This window comes from Pseudomonas sp. efr-133-TYG-103a (assembly GCF_030209235.1).
In the GTDB taxonomy this organism is placed as follows: Bacteria; Pseudomonadota; Gammaproteobacteria; order Pseudomonadales; family Pseudomonadaceae; genus Aquipseudomonas.
Genome location: NZ_JARVSK010000006.1, coordinates 77,002 through 98,665, shown reverse-complemented (window position 1 = coordinate 98,665; position 21,664 = coordinate 77,002). Strand labels below are relative to the sequence as shown.

The 21,664-nt window shown below is 59.7% G+C and carries 22 protein-coding genes and 1 other RNA gene; 6 read left to right on the top strand and 17 right to left on the bottom strand.

Features of this window, described 5'->3' with window-relative positions:
- Window position 1: 1 nt before the first annotated feature.
- The 9 genes from mraY to rsmI all read right to left on the bottom strand — a co-directional run bounded on the left by mraY (window position 2) and on the right by rsmI (window position 8,982).
- Window positions 2–1,084, bottom strand: a complete 1,083-nt coding sequence (gene mraY, locus QRN36_RS05310) for a phospho-N-acetylmuramoyl-pentapeptide-transferase (protein WP_285423097.1) — start codon at window positions 1,082–1,084, stop codon at window positions 2–4.
- Window positions 1,084–2,469: a UDP-N-acetylmuramoyl-tripeptide--D-alanyl-D-alanine ligase gene (murF, locus tag QRN36_RS05305; protein WP_285423096.1), complete on the bottom strand. Its 1,386-nt coding sequence runs from the start codon at window positions 2,467–2,469 to the stop codon at window positions 1,084–1,086. Before murF ends, mraY begins: the two co-directional genes overlap by 1 nt.
- A complete protein-coding gene (locus QRN36_RS05300; protein WP_285423095.1) occupies window positions 2,462–3,925 on the bottom strand; it encodes a UDP-N-acetylmuramoyl-L-alanyl-D-glutamate--2,6-diaminopimelate ligase in 1,464 nt (487 codons plus the stop codon). The genes murF and QRN36_RS05300 overlap by 8 nt, the downstream gene beginning before the upstream one ends.
- Window positions 3,925–5,673 carry a penicillin-binding protein 2 gene (locus QRN36_RS05295; protein WP_093461824.1) on the bottom strand — a complete coding sequence of 583 codons (1,749 nt, stop codon included), beginning with the start codon at window positions 5,671–5,673 and terminating at the stop codon, window positions 3,925–3,927. The genes QRN36_RS05300 and QRN36_RS05295 overlap by 1 nt, the downstream gene beginning before the upstream one ends.
- A complete protein-coding gene (gene ftsL / locus QRN36_RS05290; protein ID WP_093461826.1) occupies window positions 5,670–5,963 on the bottom strand; it encodes a cell division protein FtsL in 294 nt (97 codons plus the stop codon). Before ftsL ends, QRN36_RS05295 begins: the two co-directional genes overlap by 4 nt.
- Window positions 5,960–6,907, bottom strand: coding sequence for a 16S rRNA (cytosine(1402)-N(4))-methyltransferase RsmH (rsmH, locus tag QRN36_RS05285; protein WP_285423094.1), 948 nt, complete (start codon window positions 6,905–6,907; stop codon window positions 5,960–5,962). Before rsmH ends, ftsL begins: the two co-directional genes overlap by 4 nt.
- The gene (gene mraZ / locus QRN36_RS05280) at window positions 6,904–7,359 is read right to left on the bottom strand and encodes a division/cell wall cluster transcriptional repressor MraZ (protein WP_037017349.1); all 456 of its coding nucleotides are present in this window, start codon (window positions 7,357–7,359) and stop codon (window positions 6,904–6,906) included. The genes rsmH and mraZ overlap by 4 nt, the downstream gene beginning before the upstream one ends.
- A gap of 305 nt (window positions 7,360–7,664) precedes the next feature.
- Window positions 7,665–8,022: RNase P RNA component class A (rnpB, locus tag QRN36_RS05275), an RNA gene on the bottom strand.
- Between the two features lie 87 nt (window positions 8,023–8,109).
- The gene (gene rsmI / locus QRN36_RS05270) at window positions 8,110–8,982 is read right to left on the bottom strand and encodes a 16S rRNA (cytidine(1402)-2'-O)-methyltransferase (protein ID WP_285423093.1); all 873 of its coding nucleotides are present in this window, start codon (window positions 8,980–8,982) and stop codon (window positions 8,110–8,112) included.
- A gap of 267 nt (window positions 8,983–9,249) precedes the next feature.
- On the opposite strand from rsmI, the gene QRN36_RS05265 reads away from it, so the two are divergent.
- The 4 genes from QRN36_RS05265 (at window position 9,250) to QRN36_RS05250 (ending at window position 12,771) form a co-directional block, all read left to right on the top strand.
- On the top strand, window positions 9,250–11,064 hold the full coding sequence (locus QRN36_RS05265; protein ID WP_285423092.1) for a penicillin-binding protein activator: 1,815 nt from the start codon (window positions 9,250–9,252) through the stop codon (window positions 11,062–11,064).
- Window positions 11,061–11,435, top strand: coding sequence for a YraN family protein (locus QRN36_RS05260; RefSeq protein ID WP_285423091.1), 375 nt, complete (start codon window positions 11,061–11,063; stop codon window positions 11,433–11,435). The genes QRN36_RS05265 and QRN36_RS05260 overlap by 4 nt, the downstream gene beginning before the upstream one ends.
- 167 nt (window positions 11,436–11,602) lie before the next feature.
- On the top strand, window positions 11,603–12,196 hold the full coding sequence (locus QRN36_RS05255) for a phosphoheptose isomerase (RefSeq protein WP_285423090.1): 594 nt from the start codon (window positions 11,603–11,605) through the stop codon (window positions 12,194–12,196).
- Window positions 12,193–12,771 carry a BON domain-containing protein gene (locus QRN36_RS05250; protein ID WP_285423089.1) on the top strand — a complete coding sequence of 193 codons (579 nt, stop codon included), beginning with the start codon at window positions 12,193–12,195 and terminating at the stop codon, window positions 12,769–12,771. The genes QRN36_RS05255 and QRN36_RS05250 overlap by 4 nt, the downstream gene beginning before the upstream one ends.
- Window positions 12,772–12,936: 165 nt before the next feature.
- Here the strand turns inward: QRN36_RS05250 and QRN36_RS05245 are convergent, their stop codons facing one another.
- The 7 genes from QRN36_RS05245 to rplM form a co-directional block, all read right to left on the bottom strand.
- Window positions 12,937–13,350, bottom strand: coding sequence for a ClpXP protease specificity-enhancing factor (locus QRN36_RS05245; protein WP_093461845.1), 414 nt, complete (start codon window positions 13,348–13,350; stop codon window positions 12,937–12,939).
- An 18-nt stretch (window positions 13,351–13,368) separates the two neighbouring features.
- On the bottom strand, window positions 13,369–13,986 hold the full coding sequence (locus QRN36_RS05240; protein WP_093461848.1) for a glutathione S-transferase N-terminal domain-containing protein: 618 nt from the start codon (window positions 13,984–13,986) through the stop codon (window positions 13,369–13,371).
- Between the two features lie 227 nt (window positions 13,987–14,213).
- Complete coding sequence (locus tag QRN36_RS05235; RefSeq protein ID WP_285423088.1) at window positions 14,214–14,996, bottom strand: cytochrome c1; 783 nt, start codon at window positions 14,994–14,996, stop codon at window positions 14,214–14,216.
- Window positions 14,996–16,207: a cytochrome bc complex cytochrome b subunit gene (locus tag QRN36_RS05230; protein ID WP_285423087.1), complete on the bottom strand. Its 1,212-nt coding sequence runs from the start codon at window positions 16,205–16,207 to the stop codon at window positions 14,996–14,998. Before QRN36_RS05230 ends, QRN36_RS05235 begins: the two co-directional genes overlap by 1 nt.
- Complete coding sequence (petA, locus tag QRN36_RS05225; protein WP_093461856.1) at window positions 16,207–16,800, bottom strand: ubiquinol-cytochrome c reductase iron-sulfur subunit; 594 nt, start codon at window positions 16,798–16,800, stop codon at window positions 16,207–16,209. The genes QRN36_RS05230 and petA overlap by 1 nt, the downstream gene beginning before the upstream one ends.
- A gap of 263 nt (window positions 16,801–17,063) precedes the next feature.
- On the bottom strand, window positions 17,064–17,456 hold the full coding sequence (rpsI, locus tag QRN36_RS05220; protein WP_062384252.1) for a 30S ribosomal protein S9: 393 nt from the start codon (window positions 17,454–17,456) through the stop codon (window positions 17,064–17,066).
- 14 nt (window positions 17,457–17,470) lie between these two features.
- Window positions 17,471–17,899, bottom strand: a complete 429-nt coding sequence (gene rplM, locus QRN36_RS05215; protein ID WP_062384256.1) for a 50S ribosomal protein L13 — start codon at window positions 17,897–17,899, stop codon at window positions 17,471–17,473.
- 240 nt (window positions 17,900–18,139) lie between these two features.
- On the opposite strand from rplM, the gene QRN36_RS05210 reads away from it, so the two are divergent.
- A complete protein-coding gene (locus QRN36_RS05210) occupies window positions 18,140–19,177 on the top strand; it encodes an NADP(H)-dependent aldo-keto reductase (RefSeq protein WP_093461858.1) in 1,038 nt (345 codons plus the stop codon).
- A 150-nt stretch (window positions 19,178–19,327) separates the two neighbouring features.
- Here QRN36_RS05210 and QRN36_RS05205 read toward each other — a convergent pair whose 3' ends face one another.
- Window positions 19,328–20,464, bottom strand: coding sequence for an acyl-CoA dehydrogenase family protein (locus tag QRN36_RS05205; RefSeq protein ID WP_285423086.1), 1,137 nt, complete (start codon window positions 20,462–20,464; stop codon window positions 19,328–19,330).
- Window positions 20,465–20,710: 246 nt separating this feature from the next.
- Between QRN36_RS05205 and QRN36_RS05200 the strand changes: the two genes are divergently transcribed.
- A complete protein-coding gene (locus tag QRN36_RS05200) occupies window positions 20,711–21,607 on the top strand; it encodes a GlxA family transcriptional regulator (RefSeq protein ID WP_285423266.1) in 897 nt (298 codons plus the stop codon).
- The last annotated feature ends 57 nt before the right edge of the window (window positions 21,608–21,664 follow it).

Genomic DNA, 21,664 nt, shown 5'->3' with positions numbered 1-21,664 from the left:
TCTACCTCAGTTTCAACGTGGCAAGGCCGATCAACACGAGGATCACGGTGATGATCCAGAAACGGACGATCACGCGCGGCTCGGGCCAGCCTTTGAGTTCAAAGTGGTGATGAATCGGCGCCATGCGGAAAACGCGGCGGCCGGTCAATTTAAAGGATGCAACCTGAATGACGACTGACAGGGTCTCCATGACGAAGACGCCGCCCATGATGAACAGGACGATTTCCTGACGGACGATCACAGCGATGGTGCCCAAGGCGGCACCCAGCGCCAGCGCGCCGACGTCGCCCATGAACACTTGAGCCGGATAGGTGTTGAACCACAGGAAACCCAGACCGGCGCCGATCAGCGCGCCGCAGAATACGATCAACTCGCCTGCGCCCGGCACATAAGGGATCAGCAGGTACTCGGCAAACTTCACGTTACCGGACAGGTAGCAGAAGATCCCCAGTGCACCGCCGACCATGACCGTCGGCATGATGGCCAGACCGTCCAGGCCGTCGGTGAGGTTCACCGCGTTGCTGGACCCGACGATCACGAAATAGGTCAGGATCACGAAGCCGACGCCCAGCGCGATGCTGAAATCCTTGAACATCGGGATCAGCAGCGTGGTTTCGACCGGTGTCTGCGCAGTCATATAAAGGAAGAGCGCAGCGCCCAGGCCAAACACTGACTGCCAGAAGTACTTCCAGCGGCTTGGCAGGCCTCTGGAGTTTTTCTCGATGACTTTGCGGTAATCATCTACCCAGCCGATGCCGCCAAAGAGCAACGTCACGATCAGCACGACCCACACATAGCGGTTGGTCAGGTCGGCCCAGAGCAACGTGGAAATACCGATGGCGGACAGGATCAGCGCCCCGCCCATGGTGGGCGTACCGGATTTGGACAGGTGCGATTGAGGTCCGTCGTTACGCACGGATTGGCCGATCTGTTTGTTCTGCAGGGCACGGATCATCCATGGGCCCAGGCACAGGGACAGCGACAATGCGGTGAGCACGCCGAGGATCCCGCGCAGGGTCAGGTACTGGAAGACCGCGAAGCCTTTGTAGAACTGTTGCAGATACTCGGCCAGCAGCAGCAGCATTAATGTTTCTCCGCCTTCAAGGGGTAAGTCTCGGTTGCGCAGAGTGCTGCCACGACGTTTTCCATCGCGGCACTGCGTGAACCTTTGATCAGAATGGTTGTGTTTTTATCGTGCTCGCCGCGCAGCGCCTCGATCAGCTCGGCCTGACTCGCAAAATGGCGGGCATCCTGCCCGAAAGCCTCGACGGCATGGGCCATCAGCGGACCGACGGCATACAGCGCGTCGACCTTGCCCGCAGCGTATTGGCCAACGTCGCGATGGCCTTGCTCGGCCCAGTCGCCCAGCTCGCCGATATCACCGAGGACCAGCACCTTGCGGCCCGGGAATCCGGTGAGGATGTCAGTGGCCGCAGCGACGGACGTCGGGTTGGCGTTATAGGTGTCGTCGATCACGCGAATGCCGTTGGTCGCCAGTTGCGCGACGGTGCGGCCTTTGACCGGCTGCACGCTGTTCAGACCGTCGACGATCCCGGCCAGCGATACATTCAGCGCGTGCGCGGCAGCGGCGGCGGCCAGCGCATTGGCAACGTTATGCGCGCCCAGCAGGTTCAGCTGCACTTGCGCTGAGCCGATCGGGCTGTGCAGCGTGAACGTCGGGCAACCACGAGCGTCGATGCCCAGATCGCTGGCGTAAAAGTCAGCGCGGCTGTCCCGGGTCGAGAAGCTCAGGACCTTGCGGCCATTGGCGCGGGCGACCCAGATGTCGAACGCTTTGTCGTCACGGTTCAACACCGCAACGCCGCGAGCGTCGAGCCCCTCGATGATTTCACCTTTGGCCTGAACGATTTTCTCTGGCCCGCCGAACTCGCCCACATGGGCGGTGCCGGCGTTGGTCAGCACGCAGACGTGAGGCTTGGTCAGGCTGACGGTGAACGCGATCTCGCCGATTCGCGAGGCACCCAGTTCGATCACCGCGGCGTCGAATTCCGGTGCCAGTTCCAGCAATGTCAGCGGCACGCCCAGTTCGTTATTCAGGTTGCCACGCGTCGCCAACACCGGACCACGGGTGCGCAGAATGCTCGCAAGCATTTCCTTGACGGTGGTCTTGCCGCTGGATCCCGTGATCGCAGCCACCGGCTTGTCGATGAAGGCATTGCGGTTCAGCGCACCCATCTGCGCCAACGCCTTGCGCGTATCGCCGACGATCAGTTGCGGCAGCGAACTGCCTGGCACTTCGCGCTCGACCAGCGCCCCGACGGCGCCTTTGGCGGCGACCTGATCGAGGTAATCATGACCGTCGAAACGCGGACCGGTCAGGGCAACGAACAACTGCCCCGGATTGATCGCACGGCTGTCGATGCTGACGCCGCTGAAACTGACGTCTTCGCCGACGCGACGGGCATCGAGCGGCACCAGCAATTCGCTGAACTTAAGTGGCTTAAGCATGTGCAGCCCCCCATGCGTCCAGTGCCTTGGCGGCTTCTTCAAGATCGGAAAACGGATGACGCTGGCCGTCGATTTCCTGGTAATCCTCATGACCCTTGCCTGCCAGCACGATCACGTCGGCGGCCTGAGCCTGCTCGATGACCCGGGCAATGGCAGTGGCGCGACCTGCAACGAAATCGACATTGTCCGCCGCGCTGAATCCTGCGCGGATGTCGTCGAAAATGCGCATCGCGTCTTCAGTGCGCGGGTTGTCGTCGGTCACCAGAACCTTGTCGGCAAGACGCTCGACCACTTCGGCCATCAATGGACGCTTGCCGCGATCGCGATCACCGCCGCAACCGAACAGGCAGGTCAGCTGACCTTTGGCGTGAGGCCGCAGGGCCGCGAGGACTTTTTCCAGCGCATCGGGCGTGTGCGCGTAGTCAACGACCACCAACGGCCGAGACCCGCCACCCAGACGCTGCATGCGGCCAACCGGTCCTTCGAGACCCGGCAGCACTTTGAGGATGTCGTCCAGCGGGTAATCCAGCCCCATCAACGCGCCGACCGCGGCCAGCACGTTGCTCAGATTGAAGCGGCCCAGCAGGCTGCTGCGCAAGGCATGGTCACCTTGCGGCGTGACCAGCGTGGCGCGCACACCATCGTCATCGAAATGCGCATCGCGGCAGAACAAGTAAGCGCTGCTGTCTTCCTGGCTGTAGGTGATCAGACGCGAGACGTGTTGTTCGGCGGCCAGTTGCCGGCCGAATTGGTCATCCAGATTGATCACGCGGCAACGCAGGTCATTCCACGCGAACAACTTGGCCTTGGCTGCGGCGTAGGCTTCCATCGTGCCGTGGTAGTCCAGATGATCGCGGGACAGGTTGGTCATCACCGCGACGTCGAACGCCAACGCGGTCACGCGGCCCTGATCCAGCCCGTGGGACGACACTTCCATGGCGATGGCCTTGGCGCCGGCCTTCTTGAGGTCGTAAATGGTCGACTGCACGGAAATCGGATCAGGCGTGGTGTGGATGCCGCTGTGCAGTTCACTGTAGAAACCGGTGCCCAGCGTGCCAATGATGCCGCAGTGCTGTCCGAGCTGGTCGAGCGCCTGGGCGACCAGTTGCGTCACACTGGTTTTACCGTTGGTACCGGTCACGCCGACCATGTCCAGGCTACGACTCGGGTCACCGTAGAAACGGCCGGCGATATCGGACAGCTGGGCTGCCAGGCCCTTGACCGGAATCATCGGGATGTCTGTGATCGGCAGCACTTTGGCGCCTTCGACTTCATAGGCGATGGCGGCAGCGCCATGGGCAATCGCGTCGGTGATGTGATCGCGGCCATCGACCTTGAAGCCCGGGATCGCGAGGAACAGATCGCCCGGGCGAACCTTGCGGCTGTCCAGGGTCAGTTCGCGGATCAGCAGGTCACGATCGCTCTGCGCGAAAATCTTGCTCAGGTTGAAAGACATCAGCCACGTCCTCCCTTGACTGGAACGACGAGCGGCGCCGCGTTGGCCTGTTGTTCCGGCGGAATCGGGCCGAGGTTGTCCGGGCGCACGTTCATCAGACGCAACGTACCGGACATCACTTTGCTGAACACTGGCGCTGAAACCAGACCACCGAAGTAGCCGCCTTTGCTCGGCTCGTCGATGACCACGACGATCGCGTAACGCGGATTGCTCATCGGACCGAAGCCTGCGAACAACGAACGGTAGGAGTTCTCGGCGTAGCCCTTGGTGCCCACGGAAGTCTTGCGCGCAGTTCCCGACTTGCCGGCAACGTGATACGACGGCACCCGCGCACGATAGACGCCGCGCGGATCCTCGATCACCTGCTGCAGCATGCCCTGCAGGGTTTTGGCCGTGGTTTCCGGAATCGCCTGGACCGAATCCGACGGTTTGTCGGTCTTCAGAATGGTCAGCGGGACAATCTTGCCGTTGTTCGCCAGCGCCGAGTAAGCGTGCACCAGTTGCAATGCAGTCACCGACAAACCGTAGCCGTAGGACAGCGTCGCGGTTTCCGCCTTGCGCCATTCACGGTAGTTCGGCAGGTTACCGACGCGCTCGCCCGGGAAGCCCAGACCGGTGTACTGGCCGAGGCCGACACGCTGCATGGCACGGAAGATGGCTTCGCCGCCCACGTCGAACGCCACCTTGCTCATCCCCACGTTACTGGAGTTGATCAGGATGCCGGTCAGATCGAGGATCGGGCCTTCGGTCTTGGTCACGTCACGAATGGTGTATTTGCCGATCTGCAGCGTGCCCGGATAGACCTCGACCTTGTCGCTGGGCTTCCAGCGGCCGCTGTCCAGTGCCGCAGTCATCGAAATCGGCTTCATGGTCGAGCCCGGCTCGAACACGTCAATGATCGCGCGGTTACGCATTGCCGCAGGCACCATGGTGCGGCGGTTGTTCGGGTTGTAGGTCGGCTGGTTGACCATCGCCAACACCTCGCCGGTCTTCACATCCATGATCACCAGGCTGCCGGCCTTGGCGTCGTTTTCCTGGATGGCGTTGCGCAATTCGCGGGTCGCCAGGTATTGCAGGCGCAAATCAATAGACAAAGCCAAGGTCTTCCCGGCCTTGGCGTTTTTCTTCACTTGCAGGTCTTTGATCAACCTGCCGCGCCGATCCTTGATTACTTGCCGTTTGCCAGGCACCCCGGCGAGCCAGTCGTCGTAGGCGAGTTCGACGCCTTCCCGGCCATGATCGTCCAGGTCGGTGAAGCCGACCATGTGAGCAGTGACATCGCCTGCAGGATAGAAGCGACGGAATTCTTCCTTGCCGTAGACGCCCGGGACTTTCAGGTCGAGCACCGACTGGCCCTGCTCCGGCGTGAGGCCCCGGACCAGGTAAATGAATTCTTTGGTGGCCTGTTCATTCAAGCGGTCGGTCAGCGATTTAGGGTCCTGCCCAAGCGCCTGGGCCAGCAAGCCCCACTTGCTCTTGTCGGCCTGCATTTCCGAAGGGTTGGCCCAAATGGTGGTCACCGGCGTACTGACGGCGAGCGGCTCGCCGTTGCGGTCGGTGATCAGGCCACGGTGTGCCGGAATCGAAACAGTACGCAGGCTGCGCGCATCGCCCTGCTCAATAAGGAAGCGATGATCGATGACCTGCAGGTCGACGATGCGATAGGAAATCGCCAGCACCATGACCGACAGCAGGCCGACCACGACGCGGAACCGCCACGGGTAGAGAGCCCCTTCGAGTTTCATCATGGCGACACCATCCGGATGTCGGCAGCGTTGGGGATACGCATCTTGAGTTGATCCGTGGCCAGCGCTTCGATACGGCTGTGCGCGGTCCAGGTGCTTTGCTCAAGAATCAACCGACCCCACTCGGCCTGCGCCTTGTCGCGCACGCTCAGTTCAGCGTACAGCGAGTTGAGCAACTGACGGTTCCAGTGCGCGCTGTAGGAAACGGCGATCGCGGAAACGAGAACGGCGACGAACAGCAGCAGCATGAAGAAGCTGCCGCCCGGCAACGGCTTGAAGAATACGCGGCTCACCGTAGTTTCTCCGCAACACGCATCACTGCGCTGCGCGAGCGCGGGTTGGCACGTGTTTCTTCATCGGAGGCGAATTGCGCCTTGCCGATCAACTTGATGCGCGGCTCGAACGCCTGATGACGAATCGGCAGGTTGCGCGGCATGTTGTCCGCCTCGCCTTTCACCAGCTTGCGCATGAACAGCTTGACGATGCGGTCTTCCAGCGAGTGGAAACTGATCACGACCAGGCGTCCGCCCACTTCGAGCGCGTCGAGTGCCGCGTCGAGGCCGGCTTCAAGGTCGCCGAGCTCGTTATTGACGTGAATCCGCAGCCCTTGAAACGCGCGCGTTGCAGGGTTCTTGCCCTTTTCCCACGCAGGATTGGCCACTTTCAGGACTTCGGCCAGATCGGCGGTGCGCTCGAAGGGCTGGGTTTCGCGACGAGCCACGACAGCGCCTGCCATGCGCTTGGCAAAACGCTCTTCGCCGTATTCCTTGAAGACGCGGGCGATCTCTTCGGCCGGCGCGCTGTTGACGAACTCCGCCGCACTGATGCCACGGGTCGGATCCATGCGCATGTCCAGCGGGCCGTCATTCATGAAACTGAAGCCACGCTCGGCGTCGTCGAGTTGCGGCGAGGAAACGCCCAAGTCCAGCAGAATGCCGCTGACTTTCCCTGCAAAGCCGCGTTCCAGAGCCTCGGCGCCCAACTCGGCAAAGCTGCGCTGCACAATGACAAAGCGGCCGTCTTCGGCCGCCAGCGTTTGCCCTGTGGCAATCGCTTGAGGATCTTTATCGAATCCGAGAAGTCGGCCGTCCGGCCCCAGGTGCTGCAATATAAGACGGCTGTGTCCGCCGCGCCCGAAAGTGCCATCCATATAGCAGCCATCCGCGCGCACCGCGAGAGCCTCGACGGCTTCTTCGAGCAGTACGGTGATGTGGGTAAAGCCGCTATTCGTAGTCACAGGATCAAATCACGCAGTTCATCAGGCATCGCGCCCGGTTTTTGAATGGCCGCAAGGTCCGCATCAGCAAGTGCGTTCCAGGCGTCCTCATCCCACAATTGAAACTTGTTCAGCTGGCCTACCAGCATTACTCGCTTATCTAGCTTGGCGTACTCACGCAAACGGGGTGGCACAAGAAAACGGCCACTGCCGTCGAGTTCCAGGTCAACCGCATTCCCGATCAACAGCCGCTGCAGACGACGGTTCTCTTCACGGAATGTGGCGAGCTCACGCAATTTGGCTTCGATCAACTCCCATTCCGGAAGCGGATAGATGCACAAGCATGGGTCGACGGTATCAATGGTTACGATCAACTGGCCGGCGCTACGCGAATCGAGCTCGTCACGGTACCGACTCGGCATAGCGAGACGGCCCTTTGCGTCGAGATTGATTGCGTTTGCACCACGGAACACAGGCGCGATCTCCGAATATTATCTTTTTGCGCTCAAAAAACCCACTTCACGCCACTTTCCGCCACTTGCGCACACTATAGGAATGCGCCCACCACACCGTCAAGGCGACTTCTTAAGGAAAACCCTTACAGGACGGAGATTTAGGAGAGGTAATGCGGGAGTTTTGAAAAAATTCGGATTGTTCCTACGGATAATTCCGAGGATGAACAGAAAGTTCAGCGCAGAACTTAAAGTGATTTGTGAGGTTTAAGATTTTTTTGGCATTACGCGGAGGGAGAAACGGTACAAACGAGGGGAGAAAAAAGGTGGAGAGTCGATCTGTAAGCCGGGTTCTGTCGAGGACAGTCATTCCTCTACGATGGCCATCACTGGACATCTTTAGCAACCTACCCGGTTCCAGCGCGGGCCACGCCTTGGAACCCTATTTGGTCTTGCTCCGAGTGGGGTTTACCTAGCCACGAACTGTTGCCAGTCGTGCGGTGCGCTCTTACCGCACCTTTTCACCCTTACCGGCACCGAAGTGCTTAGGCGGTTATTTTCTGTGGCACTTTCCGTAGGCTCGCGCCCCCCAGGCGTTACCTGGCACTCCGCCCTATGGAGCCCGGACTTTCCTCCCCCCTTCATTGCGGAACAATGAAAGGCAGCGACTGTCCAATCGACTCTCCGCCGCCAAGGGTAATGGCAGGGCGCCTTGAGAACAAGCTTTAATAAGCCGCTCACACGTTTGTCTGACAAATCAAATAGCGTGGGTTACTCGCTTTTCTGCTTTTCCAACGCTACCTGATACAACAGGTTCTTGCGCACGCCGGTGATCTCCGCCGCCAGTGCAGCCGCACGTTTGAGCGGCATCTCTTGCAACAGCAAATCAAGCACGCGCCGCGCCTCGGCGCCAATCACGTCCTCGCCCTGCGGCTCACTCCATCCCGACACGAGCACCACGCATTCGCCGCGCTGCTGATTGCTGTCACCTTCGACAAAGGCACGCAATTCGCCCAAGGGCAGCCCTTTGAGGGTTTCGAACGTCTTGGTCAGCTCTCGACCCAGCACCGCAGGCCGCTCGGCGCCGAAAATGACTTCCATGTCCTGCAGGCATTCCAGAATCCGGTGCGGCGCCTCATAGAAAATCAGAGTACGAGGCTCCTCCTTGAGAAGCTCGAGACGCGATTTGCGCCCCACTGATTTGGCGGGCAGAAAACCTTCGAAAATGAAACGATCGGACGGGAGCCCTGCCGCCGACAGCGCTGCGATCAAGGCACAGGCGCCCGGCACCGGCACGACTTGAATACCCGCCGCCCTGGCCTGACGCACCAAGTGATAACCCGGGTCGGAGATCAGCGGCGTGCCTGCGTCGGAGATCAGCGCGACATCATCCCCGGCCAGCAGACGCGTAATGAAACGACTGCCTTCATCACGCTCATTGTGCTCATGGCATGCAGCCAGCGGGGTGGCGATGCCGAAATGCTGCATCAACCTTGATGAATGACGCGTATCCTCGGCAGCGATCAGTGCAACGTCACGAAGCACTTTCAGCGCGCGCACGCTCATGTCGTCCAGGTTGCCAATCGGCGTGGCCACCACATAAAGCGAGCCTGTAGTGGAATTCGAAGCACCCGGAGCAGTCAAAGCGCACACCTCATGTTGTGTAGAAAGCCTGCATTGTACAGCCTCTGGCCAGGACAATCGGGCGCAGCGAACAGGGATATTGAAAAATGGACGCAAAGATTCGCTCACACACGGGCACGATGCCGCGGATGGGAAACCTGCCGACCAGGGCGCGCCTGTGCGCCTCAGGACGATCCATATCGCAGCTTTGACGCCTTCAACGTCGCGCCCCGGCCAGTGCTTGGGTACAATTCCACGCTTATTTGCTCGAGTATCAGGAACATATACATGATCGCTTGCCTGCGGCTGTTCTCTGCCCTCTGCCTGGCTGCCTTGTTGGCGGCTTGCGCCGGTTCGCCCTCCTCAAGTCTTGGCGAACTGCCACGCACCACTGACGCCAGCATCGAGCAGTTGCTCGAACAAGCTTCGACGGCGAAAACGCCTGATCAGGCTGCCTTGCTGAAACTGACCGCTGCGGATCTGGCTGCACGCCAGAACAACCCAGGTCGCGCTGCCAGCATTCTTGAGCAGGTGCAGATGGATCAGCTCAAGACCGACAAGCAGATCTATGCCAATACCCTCTCGGCCGAACTCGCGCTGGGACGCAGTCAGCCAAAAGCTGCGCTGACCGCGCTGAATCATCCGAGCCTGCAGCACCTGGGTGAAATGCCGGTCGATCTGCAGACCCGCACCCATACCGTCCGCGCCCGCGCGCTGGAAGCCGATGGCCAGACACTGGCCGCCGCGAGCGAGCGCGTCTTCATGGGCCCGTTGCTGCAAGGCGACGCCCTGAGCGCTAACAACGACGCGATCTGGACGCTGGTCGCAGCCTTGCCGCCCGAGCAATTGCAAAGCACCGCCAATGACGACATGGGCGGCTGGCTGAGCCTGGCCCGCGCGGTCAAGGGCGCAGGCACGCTGGAACAGCAGCAGGCCGCCATCGATAACTGGAAAGCACAGAACCCGCAGCATCCGGCCGCGCGCCAGCTGCCGTCAGCCCTGGCTCAGTTGCGCGAGCTGAAAAGCCAGCCACTGACCAAGATTGCCTTGCTGCTTCCGCAGGACGGTCCGCTCGCTTCGGTCTCGCGCGCGTTGCGTGATGGCTTCATGGCGGCTCATTATCAGGCCCAGCAAGCTGGCCAGACGCCGCCCGCCATCGAGGTGTTCGACAGCTCCCGCGTCACGTCCATGGATGCCTTTTATGCACAGGCCAAAGCGGCAGGCGTCCAGTTGGTAGTGGGTCCGCTGGAGAAACCACTGGTCAAACAGCTGAGCACTCATCAGCAACTGCCGATCACGACCCTCGCGTTGAACTACAGCGACACCACCGCGCAGGGGCCTGCCGAGCTGTTCCAGTTTGGTCTGGCGGCCGAAGACGAAGCGCGGGAAGTTGCACGCCGCGCCTGGGCCGATGGTAAACGCAGCGCTGTCGCCATGGTGCCGAAAGGCGAATGGGGCGATCGCGTACTCGAGGCGTTCCGCCAGAGCTGGCAGGCCAACGGCGGCACGCTGCTGGGTGTGGAGCGCATCGATCAGCCGGTGGCGCTGGCCCAGCAAGTCGCCGATCTGTTCCAGTTGCGCAACAGCGAAGGCCGCGCTCAGCGACTGCAGAGCACAACGGGCGCGCAGATGGCCGCTCAGCCGAGTCGCCGCCAGGACGTGGACTTCATGTTCCTCGCCGCAACGCCGCAACAGGCTCAGCAGATCAAGCCAACCATGGTCTTCCAGTACGCGGGCGACGTGCCGGTCTACGCGACTTCGCACTTGTTCACCAACAGCGGCGACCAGGCGATGTACAACGACCTGGCTGGCGTGCGCTTCTGCGAAACGCCTTGGCTGCTCAATGCTGCCGACCCGCTGCGCCAGCAAGTCACCACGCAGTGGCCTCAGGCCGGCGGCAGCCTGGGTCGCCTGTACGCCATGGGCATCGACGCCTATCGTCTGGCACCACGCCTGACCCAACTGAAAACACTGCCCGACACCCGCATCGACGGCCTCTCCGGCAGTCTGGCGATCGGCCAGGGCCAGCGCATCGAACGTCAACTGCCATGGGCCGAATTTGTCGATGGCAAGGTTCAGCGTCTGCCGGACACCGCTCCTTGACCCTTGGCAACACCCGACAGACCGCAGGGCGCGAGGCCGAAGCCTACGCCCTGCGGCACCTCCAGCAGCAGGGTTTGCGGCTGATTACACAGAATTGGTTGTGCAAGCGCGGCGAGCTTGATCTGGTCATGCTCGACGGCGATACAGTAGTATTCGTCGAAGTTCGCTATCGTCGCCATGCAGGTTGGGGTGGTGCGCTGGAAAGCGTGGATTTTCGCAAGCAGGAAAAGCTCACCCTGGCCGCCCAGTCGTTTCTGCAAAGCGAGTCGAAATGGGCCGATTCACCCTGCCGTTTCGATGTCGTGGCGATCAATGGCGATCCGGGAACAGCACCCGCACTGAACTGGCTGAAGAATGCCTTCGACAGCTGAAAGGCCCACGCCAGAGCGGCAATGCTTCCGTTCATAGCCAGGCGGGCCGATGATTCCATACCGTTTTTTTTGCTCTTTGCTTTGCGGGCTGCACAGTTTTGTGCCGGGAAGCCGATGACACACTTCAAACGTCACCCGACCCGCTGCCCCTATTAAGGTTTACATAGATGGACATGCAATCCCGAATTCGCCAGCTTTTTCAGGCCAGCATCGATACCAAGCAGCAGGCGATGGACGTTCTTGCACCTTACGTCGAGCAAGCCAGCCAGGTGATGGTCAACGCGCTGCTCAACGAAGGCAAAATGCTCGCTTGCGGCAATGGCGGATCCGCCGGCGACGCGCAGCACTTTTCGTCGGAGTTGCTCAATCGATTCGAGCGCGAACGTCCAAGCCTGCCGGCCATTGCGCTGACAACCGACACGTCGACGATCACCTCGATCGCCAACGATTACAGTTACAACGAAGTCTTTTCCAAACAGATCCGCGCGCTGGGTCAACCTGGCGACGTGCTGCTGGCGATCTCCACCAGCGGCAATTCGGCGAACATCATCCAGGCCATCCAGGCCGCACATGATCGTGAAATGATTGTCGTAGCCCTGACCGGTCGCGACGGCGGCGATGTAGCCTCACTGCTGCTGCCTGAAGACGTCGAAATCCGCGTCCCGGCCAAGGTCACCGCTCGTATTCAGGAAGTCCACCTGCTGGCGATCCATTGCCTTTGCGATTTGATCGACAGCCAATTGTTCGGGAGTGAAGAATGATATCCAAACGCCTCTGCCTGCTGGGTCTGACGCTCTGCCTGGGCGTCAGCGGATGCAGCTCTGTGGTCAACGCCAGCCGTGAAGCGCCCATCGATGATGACCGTGGCACTCGCACCTTGGGCAGCAAGATCGACGACTCGCTGATCGAGACCAAAGTGTCGGTGAACATCGCCAAGGCCAGCCCTGATCTGGACAACAACTCGCACATCGTCGTCACCAGCTTCAACGGTGTGGTCCTGCTGGCCGGTCAGACGCCTCGGGCCGACCTCAAGCAGCTGGCCGAGCAGACCGCCAGCCAGGTGCAGAAGGTCAAGAAAGTCGACAACGAGCTGCAGGTCATCGCGCCCTCCTCGCTGCTGGCCCGCAGCAACGATGCCTGGCTGACCAGCAAGATCAAAACCGAGATGCTGACTGACAGCGCGATCCCGGGTTCGCGAATCAAAGTGGTGACCGAGAACGGCATCGTTTACCTGCTGGGCCTGCTTACTCAGGCTGAAGCCAACCGCGCGACCAATCTGGTGCAAGGCGTGGCCGGCGTGCAGAAGATCGTGAAGCTGTTCGAGTACATCGACTGATTCACACCCCTGTGGGAGTAAGCTTGCTCGCGATCGCGGTGTGAGATTCAGCGAACGGTCACTGACTCAACGCCACCGCGAGCAAGCGCGCTCCTGCCGCTTCAATCGATACGCAATAAAAAAGGCGATCCCTCGGGATCGCCTTTTTTCGTTGCAGCGCAGTCGTTATTTGACCACTTTCAGACTCGGCCGACCGGTCGGACGTGGTGGCTCGTCGTCCGGCGGCGGCATGTCGTCATCGACATCCAGATCTTCGTCGTCATCCACGGCAGGTTCGAGATCGAACACCATGCCCTGGCCATTCTCGCGTGCGTAAATCCCCATGACGGCCGAGACAGGGACGTACAGGCTGTGGGGAACACCGCCGAAGCGGCCTTCGAAACTCACTGCGTCGTTGTCCATGTGCAAATGGCGTACGGCGCTTGGCGAAATGTTCAGAACGATCTGGCCATCATTGGCGAAGCCTTGAGGGACTTGTACCGCCGGGTATTCGGCGTTGACCAGAATGTGCGGCGTGCAATCGTTATCTACGATCCACTCATAAAGAGCGCGGATCAGATAGGGGCGACTGGAGTTCATCAAACGGCTCCTTAGGCCTTAGCGCATGTCACGTTCGGCAGCAGACAGACTTGCCTGGAAGGCCTCACGCGCAAACTGGCGCTCCATATAATCAAGCAGCGGCTTGGCAGGCCGCGGCAATTCGATACCCAGAATCGGCAGGCGCCAGAGTATGGGCAATAGACAGCAGTCGACCAGACTTTGCTCGTCACTGAGGAAAAAAGGCTTCTCAGCAAACAGCGGCGAAACGCCGGTCAGACTTTCACGCAGTTCCTTGCGCGACTGGGCCCGGACAGCTTCTTTGCTGCGCGGATCCAGAATCACATCCACCAGCGCGCACCAGTCACGCTGAATCCTGTGGATCAGCAAACGGCTATTGGCACGCGCGACCGGATAAACCGGGAGCAGAGGCGGATGCGGATAACGCTCATCCAGGTATTCCATCACCACCGTCGACTCGTACAACGCCAGGTCACGATCAACCAGGGTCGGCACGCTGCCGTACGGATTCACCTCGATCAGTTTGGCCGGATGACGACCCTCTACAACATCAATGATCTCGGCGCTGACACCTTTCTCGGCGAGCACGATGCGCACGCGATGGGAATAGTGGTCGGCGGGGTCGGAGTAACAGGCCAACCGGTTGGTCACGCCCATGGCGATCCTCCTCGCTTGTTTAATATTCAAAAGCAGAAAAAACGAACGCGCCCCGAAGGCGCCTCCGGCAACATCCACAGTGGCAGGTGTCCGTCGCGGGCGACAAGATAGCTCATTTACTCGAAGTAAATTCTGCAATCTTTCGCCCGCCACTATACCTGCTCTGCGTGCATTACCCGAACGAGGCTCTGCGGAGCGCGTTCTGCGTCAGCGATACCCATCTTCGATCAGTGCACGTCCTTCCAGTATTCGCGCTTGAGCAGGTACGCAAATATGAACAGGACCGCCAGATAGAGCAGCACATAAGTGCCGATTCTTTGATGTTGCAACTTCACCGGGTTCGCCGAGTAGGCAAGGAACGTCACCAGATTCTTGATCTTCTGATCGAACTGCTCTTCGGTCAGGGTGCCCGTCTTCGGCAAGACGGTGAGCTGATCACACGCCTCGTGGGTCAGCGGCGAGCCGGTCAGCGGGTCATACTGCTTCTTGCCGTCCTCGACCAGTTGCACTTGCTTGCAGCCAATCACCTGACGGCCCTGCAACCCCTCAAGCACATTAGGCATGCCGACATTGGGAAACACTTTGTTGTTGACGCCCCAAGGCCGCGCGGGATCTTCGTAGAACGAGCGCAGATACCCGTAAAGCCAGTCGGTGCCGCGCACGCGTGCCACCAGGGTCAGATCCGGCGGCGCAGCGCCAAACCACACTTTGGCGTCCGCAGGCTGCATGCCGGAACTCATGTGATCGCCGATCTTGGCGCCGGTGAAGACCAGTTTTTCCAGCATCAGCTCGTGAGGAATGCCCAAGTCGTCGGCCACTCGCTCGTACCGCTGAAATTTGGCGCCGTGACAGCCCATGCAATAGTTGACGAACGTCCGGGCGCCGTCCTGCATCGCGACATTGTCGGCGACATCGATATCGACGCTTTCCAACTCCGGGCCGCCGTGTTCGTCGGCCAAAGACAGGACAGGGAGTGCAGCCAGCAACAAAACAGCCAGTAGCTTTTTCATCAGCCAGTCACCCTTTCCGGAACCGGTTTCGTCTTCTCCATGCGCGTGTAGAACGGCATCAGGATGAAGTAGGCGAAGTACACGAACGTACACACCTGCGACAGCAACGCACGCCCCGGGCTGGGCGGCAGCACACCCAGAATCCCGAGAATCACGAAGGCCACACAAAACAGCAGCAACCAGATCCGGCTCAGCCATCCCTTGTATCGCATGGATTTCACCGGGCTGCGATCCAGCCACGGCAAGACGAACAGTACAGCGATGGCGGCGCCCATCGCCATGACACCCAGAAGCTTGTCGGGGATCGCTCGCAAGATCGCGTAGAACGGCGTGAAGTACCAGACAGGCGCAATGTGTTCCGGCGTCTTGAAGGCGTTCGCCTGCTCGAAGTTAGGCTTCTCGAGGAAGTAGCCACCCATCTCGGGAAAGAAGAATACGACTGAGCAAAAAATGAACAGGAACACCACCACACCGACGATATCCTTCACGGTGTAGTACGGATGGAACGCGATGCCGTCCAGGGGCTTGCCGTTTTCGTCCTTGTATTTCTTGATGTCCACGCCGTCCGGATTGTTGGAGCCGACCTCGTGCAGCGCCAGCACGTGCAGCACGACAAGCCCCAGGATGACAATGGGCAGTGCAACGACGTGAAGCGCAAAGAAACGGTTGAGCGTGATGCCCGAGATCAGATAATCGCCGCGAATCCATTGGGTCAGGTCGTTGCCAATGACCGGAATCGCGCCGAACAGCGAAATGATCACCTGTGCGCCCCAGTACGACATCTGGCCCCACGGCAACAGGTAGCCCATGAAGGCCTCAGCCATCAGCGCCAGATAGATGAGCATGCCGAAGATCCAGACCAACTCCCGCGGCTTCTGATACGACCCGTAAAGCAACCCGCGGAACATGTGCAGGTAGACGACGATAAAGAACGCCGACGCGCCTGTGGAGTGCAACAGGCGCAAAATGGAGCCGTATTCGACGTCGCGCATGATGTACTCGACGGACGCAAACGCTTCCTCCGCCGACGGGGTATAGCTCATCGTCAACCAGACCCCGGTGACGATCTGATTCACCAGCACCAGCAGCGCCAGCGAGCCGAAAAAGTAGAAGAAGTTGAAATTCTTCGGGGCGTAATACTTGCTGAGATGGTCTTCCCACATGGAGGTCGCGGGGAAGCGCGCATCGATCCAGTCCATGAACTTGCTCATTACGCTTTCTCCTGATCGACACCAATGACGATGATTGAGTCCGACTCGTAGGAATGCGGCGGCACTGGCAGATTCAGGGGTGCAGGTTGCGCCTTGTAGACGCGCCCGGCCAGGTCGTAATGGGAGCCGTGACAAGGACAGAAATAACCACCTACCCAGTCCTTGCCCAAATCGGCCGGAGCGACTTCAGGGCGAAAGGTGGGCGAGCATCCCAAGTGAGTGCAGATGCCGATCAATAACAGCATTTCGGGCTTGATCGACCGGACGACAGGGTCGACGTAAGCAGGCTGAGTGGAGTTCTTGGATTCGGGATCGGAAAGCTGGCCGGCAATCTTGCCCAGATTGGAGAGGATTTCCGGCGTGCGGTGCACGATGAAGACCGGCTGCCCGCGCCACTCGGCAATCATCTGCTGGCCGGGCTCTATCTTGCTGATGTTGACCTTCACGGGAGCGCCTGCGGCTTTGGCTTTGGCGCTGGGAAACCATGACCCCACGAACGGGACCGCAGCTCCAACCGCTCCTGCTGCGCCTACCACAGAAGTGGCTGCGACAAGGAAGCGACGCCGGCCTGCATTCACGCCGTCATTGCTCATTGCGTCCTCTCCCATCAGCTTTTCGAAAACCCGCTTGGCCGGGTTTCTTTTGGAATTATTGTTCTAGCTGTCAAAAAAACCCGCCGAATGGTAAGTAAAAAGCCCTCCTGGCTGCAAGGGAGTTACCGTTTGGCTAAATCAGGGAGCCTTGTAGATCGCGGCGTCCACGGATGAGTCGTGTTGTCACAGACAATAATAGACGCCCATAAAAAAACGCCCAGTTCCAAGCGGAAACTGAGCGTTCTTTTTGAACGAAAAGCGAATTAACGCTTCGAGTACTGCGGACGCTTACGCGCTTTACGCAGACCGACTTTCTTACGTTCAACTTCGCGAGCGTCGCGAGTGACGTAGCCTGCTTTGCGCAGAGCGCTACGCAGAGTTTCGTCGTATTGCATCAGAGCGCGGGTGATACCGTGGCGGATTGCGCCAGCTTGACCACTCACACCACCGCCGATGACAGTGACGTAGATGTCGAATTTTTCGACAGTCTCGGTCAGTTCCAGCGGCTGGCGAACTACCATGCGGGCAGTTTCACGGCCGAAGAACGTGTCCAGGGAACGGTTGTTGATAGAGATGTTACCGGTGCCCGGACGCAGGAAAACGCGTGCGGTTGCGGTCTTGCGACGGCCAGTGCCGTAATTTTGAGTCGCCGACATAATGAACTATTCCGTTAAAACTTCAGTTCTTGGGGCTGCTGAGCAGTATGAGGGTGTGCAGCGCCCGCATAGACTTTCAGCTTACGATACATGTCGCGACCCAGCGGGTTCTTAGGCAGCATGCCTTTGACCGCGGTCTCGATCACGCGCTCAGGAGCTTTGGCGATCAGCTTTTCAAAGTTGATCGACTTGATCCCGCCCGGGAAACCGGAGTGAGAGTAGTAGATCTTGTCGGAGGTCTTGGCACCGGTGACACGGATTTGCTCAGCGTTGATCACGACGATGTAGTCGCCAGTGTCGACGTGCGGAGTGTATTCCGGCTTGTGCTTGCCACGCAGACGGCTCGCGATTTCGGTGGCCAAACGACCCAGGGTCTGGCCAGCAGCGTCGACGACGAACCAGTCGCGCTTTACTGTTTCCGGTTTAGCGGTAAAAGTTTTCATTCTTTATAGCCTCAAAGGCCGCCCTGAAAAATAGACGGCGGAGCATACTCATTAGTACGGTCTTTGACAAGTCAAAGGCCGCCGGGCACGAACGCTATAGGGGGCTCGGGTCAGCGCGTTCGATCGCAGCGGTGTCTTGTGGCGCGGGGCATCACTCCCACGACAAAGAGACGCGGAATTATGCAGATTGCGAAAAAAATTTCAACCTGCTTTTATGGCTCTTTTCAAAAGGAGAGCCAGATGGACTATCGCAAACTGGGTAGAACCGACCTCAACGTCAGCGCAATCTGCCTGGGTACCATGACCTGGGGCGAGCAGAACAGCGAGTCCGAGGCCTTCGCCCAGATCGAACGCGCCAAGGCGGCGGGGATCAATTTCATGGATACGGCCGAGATGTATCCGGTCCCGCCGAAAAAAGAAACCTACGCCAGCACCGAGACCATTATCGGCAACTGGTTCAAGAAATCGGGCGATCGCGCCGACTGGATCCTCGCCAGCAAGATCGCCGGACCGGGCAACGGCATCGACTATGTGCGTGACGGTCATCTGAAATTCAACCGCGACCACATCGTCGCCGCGGTCGACGCCAGCCTCAAGCGCCTGCAGACCGACTACATCGATCTCTATCAATTGCACTGGCCGGAACGCAGCACCAACTTCTTCGGCAAGCTGGGCTATACCCACAGCGACGAACACTTCACACCGTTGCTCGAAGTGCTCGAAGCGCTGGATGAACAGGTCAAGGCAGGCAAAATCCGTCACGCGGGGCTGTCCAACGAAACGCCGTGGGGCGCCATGACCTTTCTGGCCGAATCCCGCGCCCACAACCTGACCCGGCCGGTGTCGATTCAGAACCCTTACAACCTGCTCAACCGCAGCTTCGAAGTCGGTCTGGCCGAAGTCGCCATTCGCGAACAATGCGGCCTGCTGGCCTACTCGCCGATGGCGTTCGGCATGCTGTCCGGCAAGTACGAAAACGGCGCGCGTCCGGCCAAAGGTCGTCTGAGCCTGTACAGCCGCTTCACGCGTTATTTCAACCCACAGTCGGAAGCAGCGTGCGCTCGCTACGTGGCACTGGCGCGCGAGCACGGCCTTGATCCGGCGCAAATGGCGCTGGCGTTCGTCACGGGCCGTTCGTTCGTGACCAGCAACATCATCGGTGCCACCACGCTCGAACAGCTGGAGAGCAACCTGGCCAGCGCCGAGCTGGTGTTGTCTGAGGAAGTGCTGGCGGGGATCGAAGCGATTCACAAGGATCAGCCCAACCCTGCGCCGTGAATCGATACATCGGCTTGTCCTGATTTAACGGGTCAGCCAGCACGTGTGAGAGTGAACTTGCTCACGAAGGCATTGTGTCAGTCACCATTGCTGTGACAGAACCGCCGCTTTCGTGAGCAAGCTCACTCCCACAGTGTTTATGCCCTCTCCCTACAGCGAGCGCGCAATGATCTCCTTCATGATTTCGTTGGTTCCCGCGTAAATCCTCTGCACCCGCGCGTCTGCCCAGGCACGTGCGATCGGGTACTCCCACATGAAGCCGTAGCCGCCGTGCAACTGCACGCACTCATCGAGCACCTTGCATTGCAGGTCGGTTGACCAATACTTGGCCATCGCGGCAGTGGGCACATCCAGCTTGCCCTCCAGATGCAGCTCCAGACACCGGTCGATGAACGTGCGGCCGATCTGCACTTCAGTGGCAATCTCGGCCAGCTTGAAGCGCGTGTTCTGGAAATCCGCGATCGCCTGACCGAACGCCTTGCGTTCACGGGTGTACTCCAGCGTCCACTGCAGCGCGGCTTCAGCCGACGCAATGGCGCCGATGGCGACCGTGAGGCGCTCCTGCGGCAGCTCCTGCATCAAATACGCGAAGCCCATTCCCGCCTGGCCCAGCAGATTGTCCTTAGGGATTCGCACGTCCTGGAAGAACAATTCCGACGTGTCCTGCGCCTTCATGCCCACCTTCTCCAGACGCTTGCCCTTCTCGAACCCTGGCGTGCCCGCTTCCACAAGGAACAGGCTGGTGCCCTTCGCGCCGGCCTTTGGATCGGTTTTCGCCACCACGATCACAAGGTCCGCCAGAAAGCCGTTGGTGATGAAGGTCTTGGAGCCGTTGATGACGTACTCGTCACCGTCGAGCACCGCAGTCGTCTTGACGCCTTGCAGATCAGACCCGGCGCCAGGTTCGGTCATGGCAATGGCGGTGACGAGTTCGCCCGAGACCATTTTCGGCAGGTATTTCTGCTTAAGCGCCTCGCTGCCGTAATGCAGGATGTAGGGCGCCACGATGTCCGAGTGCAGGGAAAATCCGATGCCGGTCAGGCCCAGCCGGTAGATTTCTTCGATGACGACGGTGGTGTAGAGGAAGTCCGCAGCCATGCCGCCGTACTCCTCCGGCAGGTGCGAACACAACATGCCTTGCTCGCCTGCGCGGTTCCAGAGCGTGCGGTCGATGTGGCCCTGTTTCTCCCACTGCGCGTGCCAGGGCGCGGCTTCCTGCTCGAGAAACTTGCGGACGCTGTCGCGGAAGAGCTCGTGTTCGGCACTGAAGAGTGTTCTTGGAAGCATGGGACACCTTGGGCTGGCGGGATTGTCGGACAGAGTTGGAGCATGAGCGTATGCCGAGCGGATTGACGACGACACTGGACACATCCGACAAAAAATAAGACGATCACGCCGTTGCATGACCACTTTCCCATATAAGAACAACAGATTATGTCTACTCAACCCACCGTGCCGTTGCGGCGCGTCAGTATCCTTGCGATCGACGGAATTTTTGCCTCTACCCTCACCCAGGCAAAGGACTTCTTCCACCTGGCCAGCCTGCGTTATGGCAAGCAATTGGGCCAGGGCCTCAACCCCGCTTTCGAAACGCGTCTGGTCAGCCCGGACGGTCAATCGGTGCGCAGTTTCAGTGAGGTCGTGCTGCCAGTCGACGGCGTGCTCGATGACAGCGACATCATCATCCTTCCCGCTTTCGTCGACAATTTCGACACACTGCGTGAGCGTTATCCGCAGATCCTGCCCTGGCTGCGCGAGCAACATGCTCGGGGAGCCGTTCTCTGCGGCGAAGCCAGCGGCGTGTTCTGGCTGGCCGAAGCCGGGCTGCTCGACGGCAAGGAAGCCACCACGTACTGGCGCTTCTTCAATGAATTTGCCGAGCGATTCCCCAAGGTGCTGCTCAACCAGGAGAAACACCTGACCGATGCCGACAACCTGTACTGCGCAGGCGGCACGATCTCAGCCTGCGACCTTTATATCTATCTGATCGAACGCTTCTGCGGCCCTAACGTGGCGCAGACCGTCGCGCGCGACATCTTGTATGAAGTGCAGCGCAGCTATGCGCCGGGTCGCATGGGTTTTGGGGGACAGAAGCTGCATCAGGACGTGATCATCCTTCAGATTCAGCATTGGCTCGAAGAGCATTTCGCCGACAAATTCCGCTTCGAGGACGTCGCTCGGGAACACGGCATGAGCATTCGCAACTTCATGCGCAGGTTCCAGACCGCAACCGGCGACAAGCCATTGCACTATTTGCAGCGCCTGCGCATCGAAACCGCCAAGGGACTGCTGTCAGGTTCGCGCAAAAGCATCAAGACCATCAGCTATGAAGTCGGCTACGACGATGCGAGCTTCTTCGCGCGCCTGTTCCGACAACACACTGATCTGTCGCCGAACCAGTACCGCCAGCAGTTTCAGCAGGCAGCCTGAAAAAACCAGACTGTAGGTGCGCGCTTGCCCGCGGTAGCGTTGTGTCAGACGACCTTG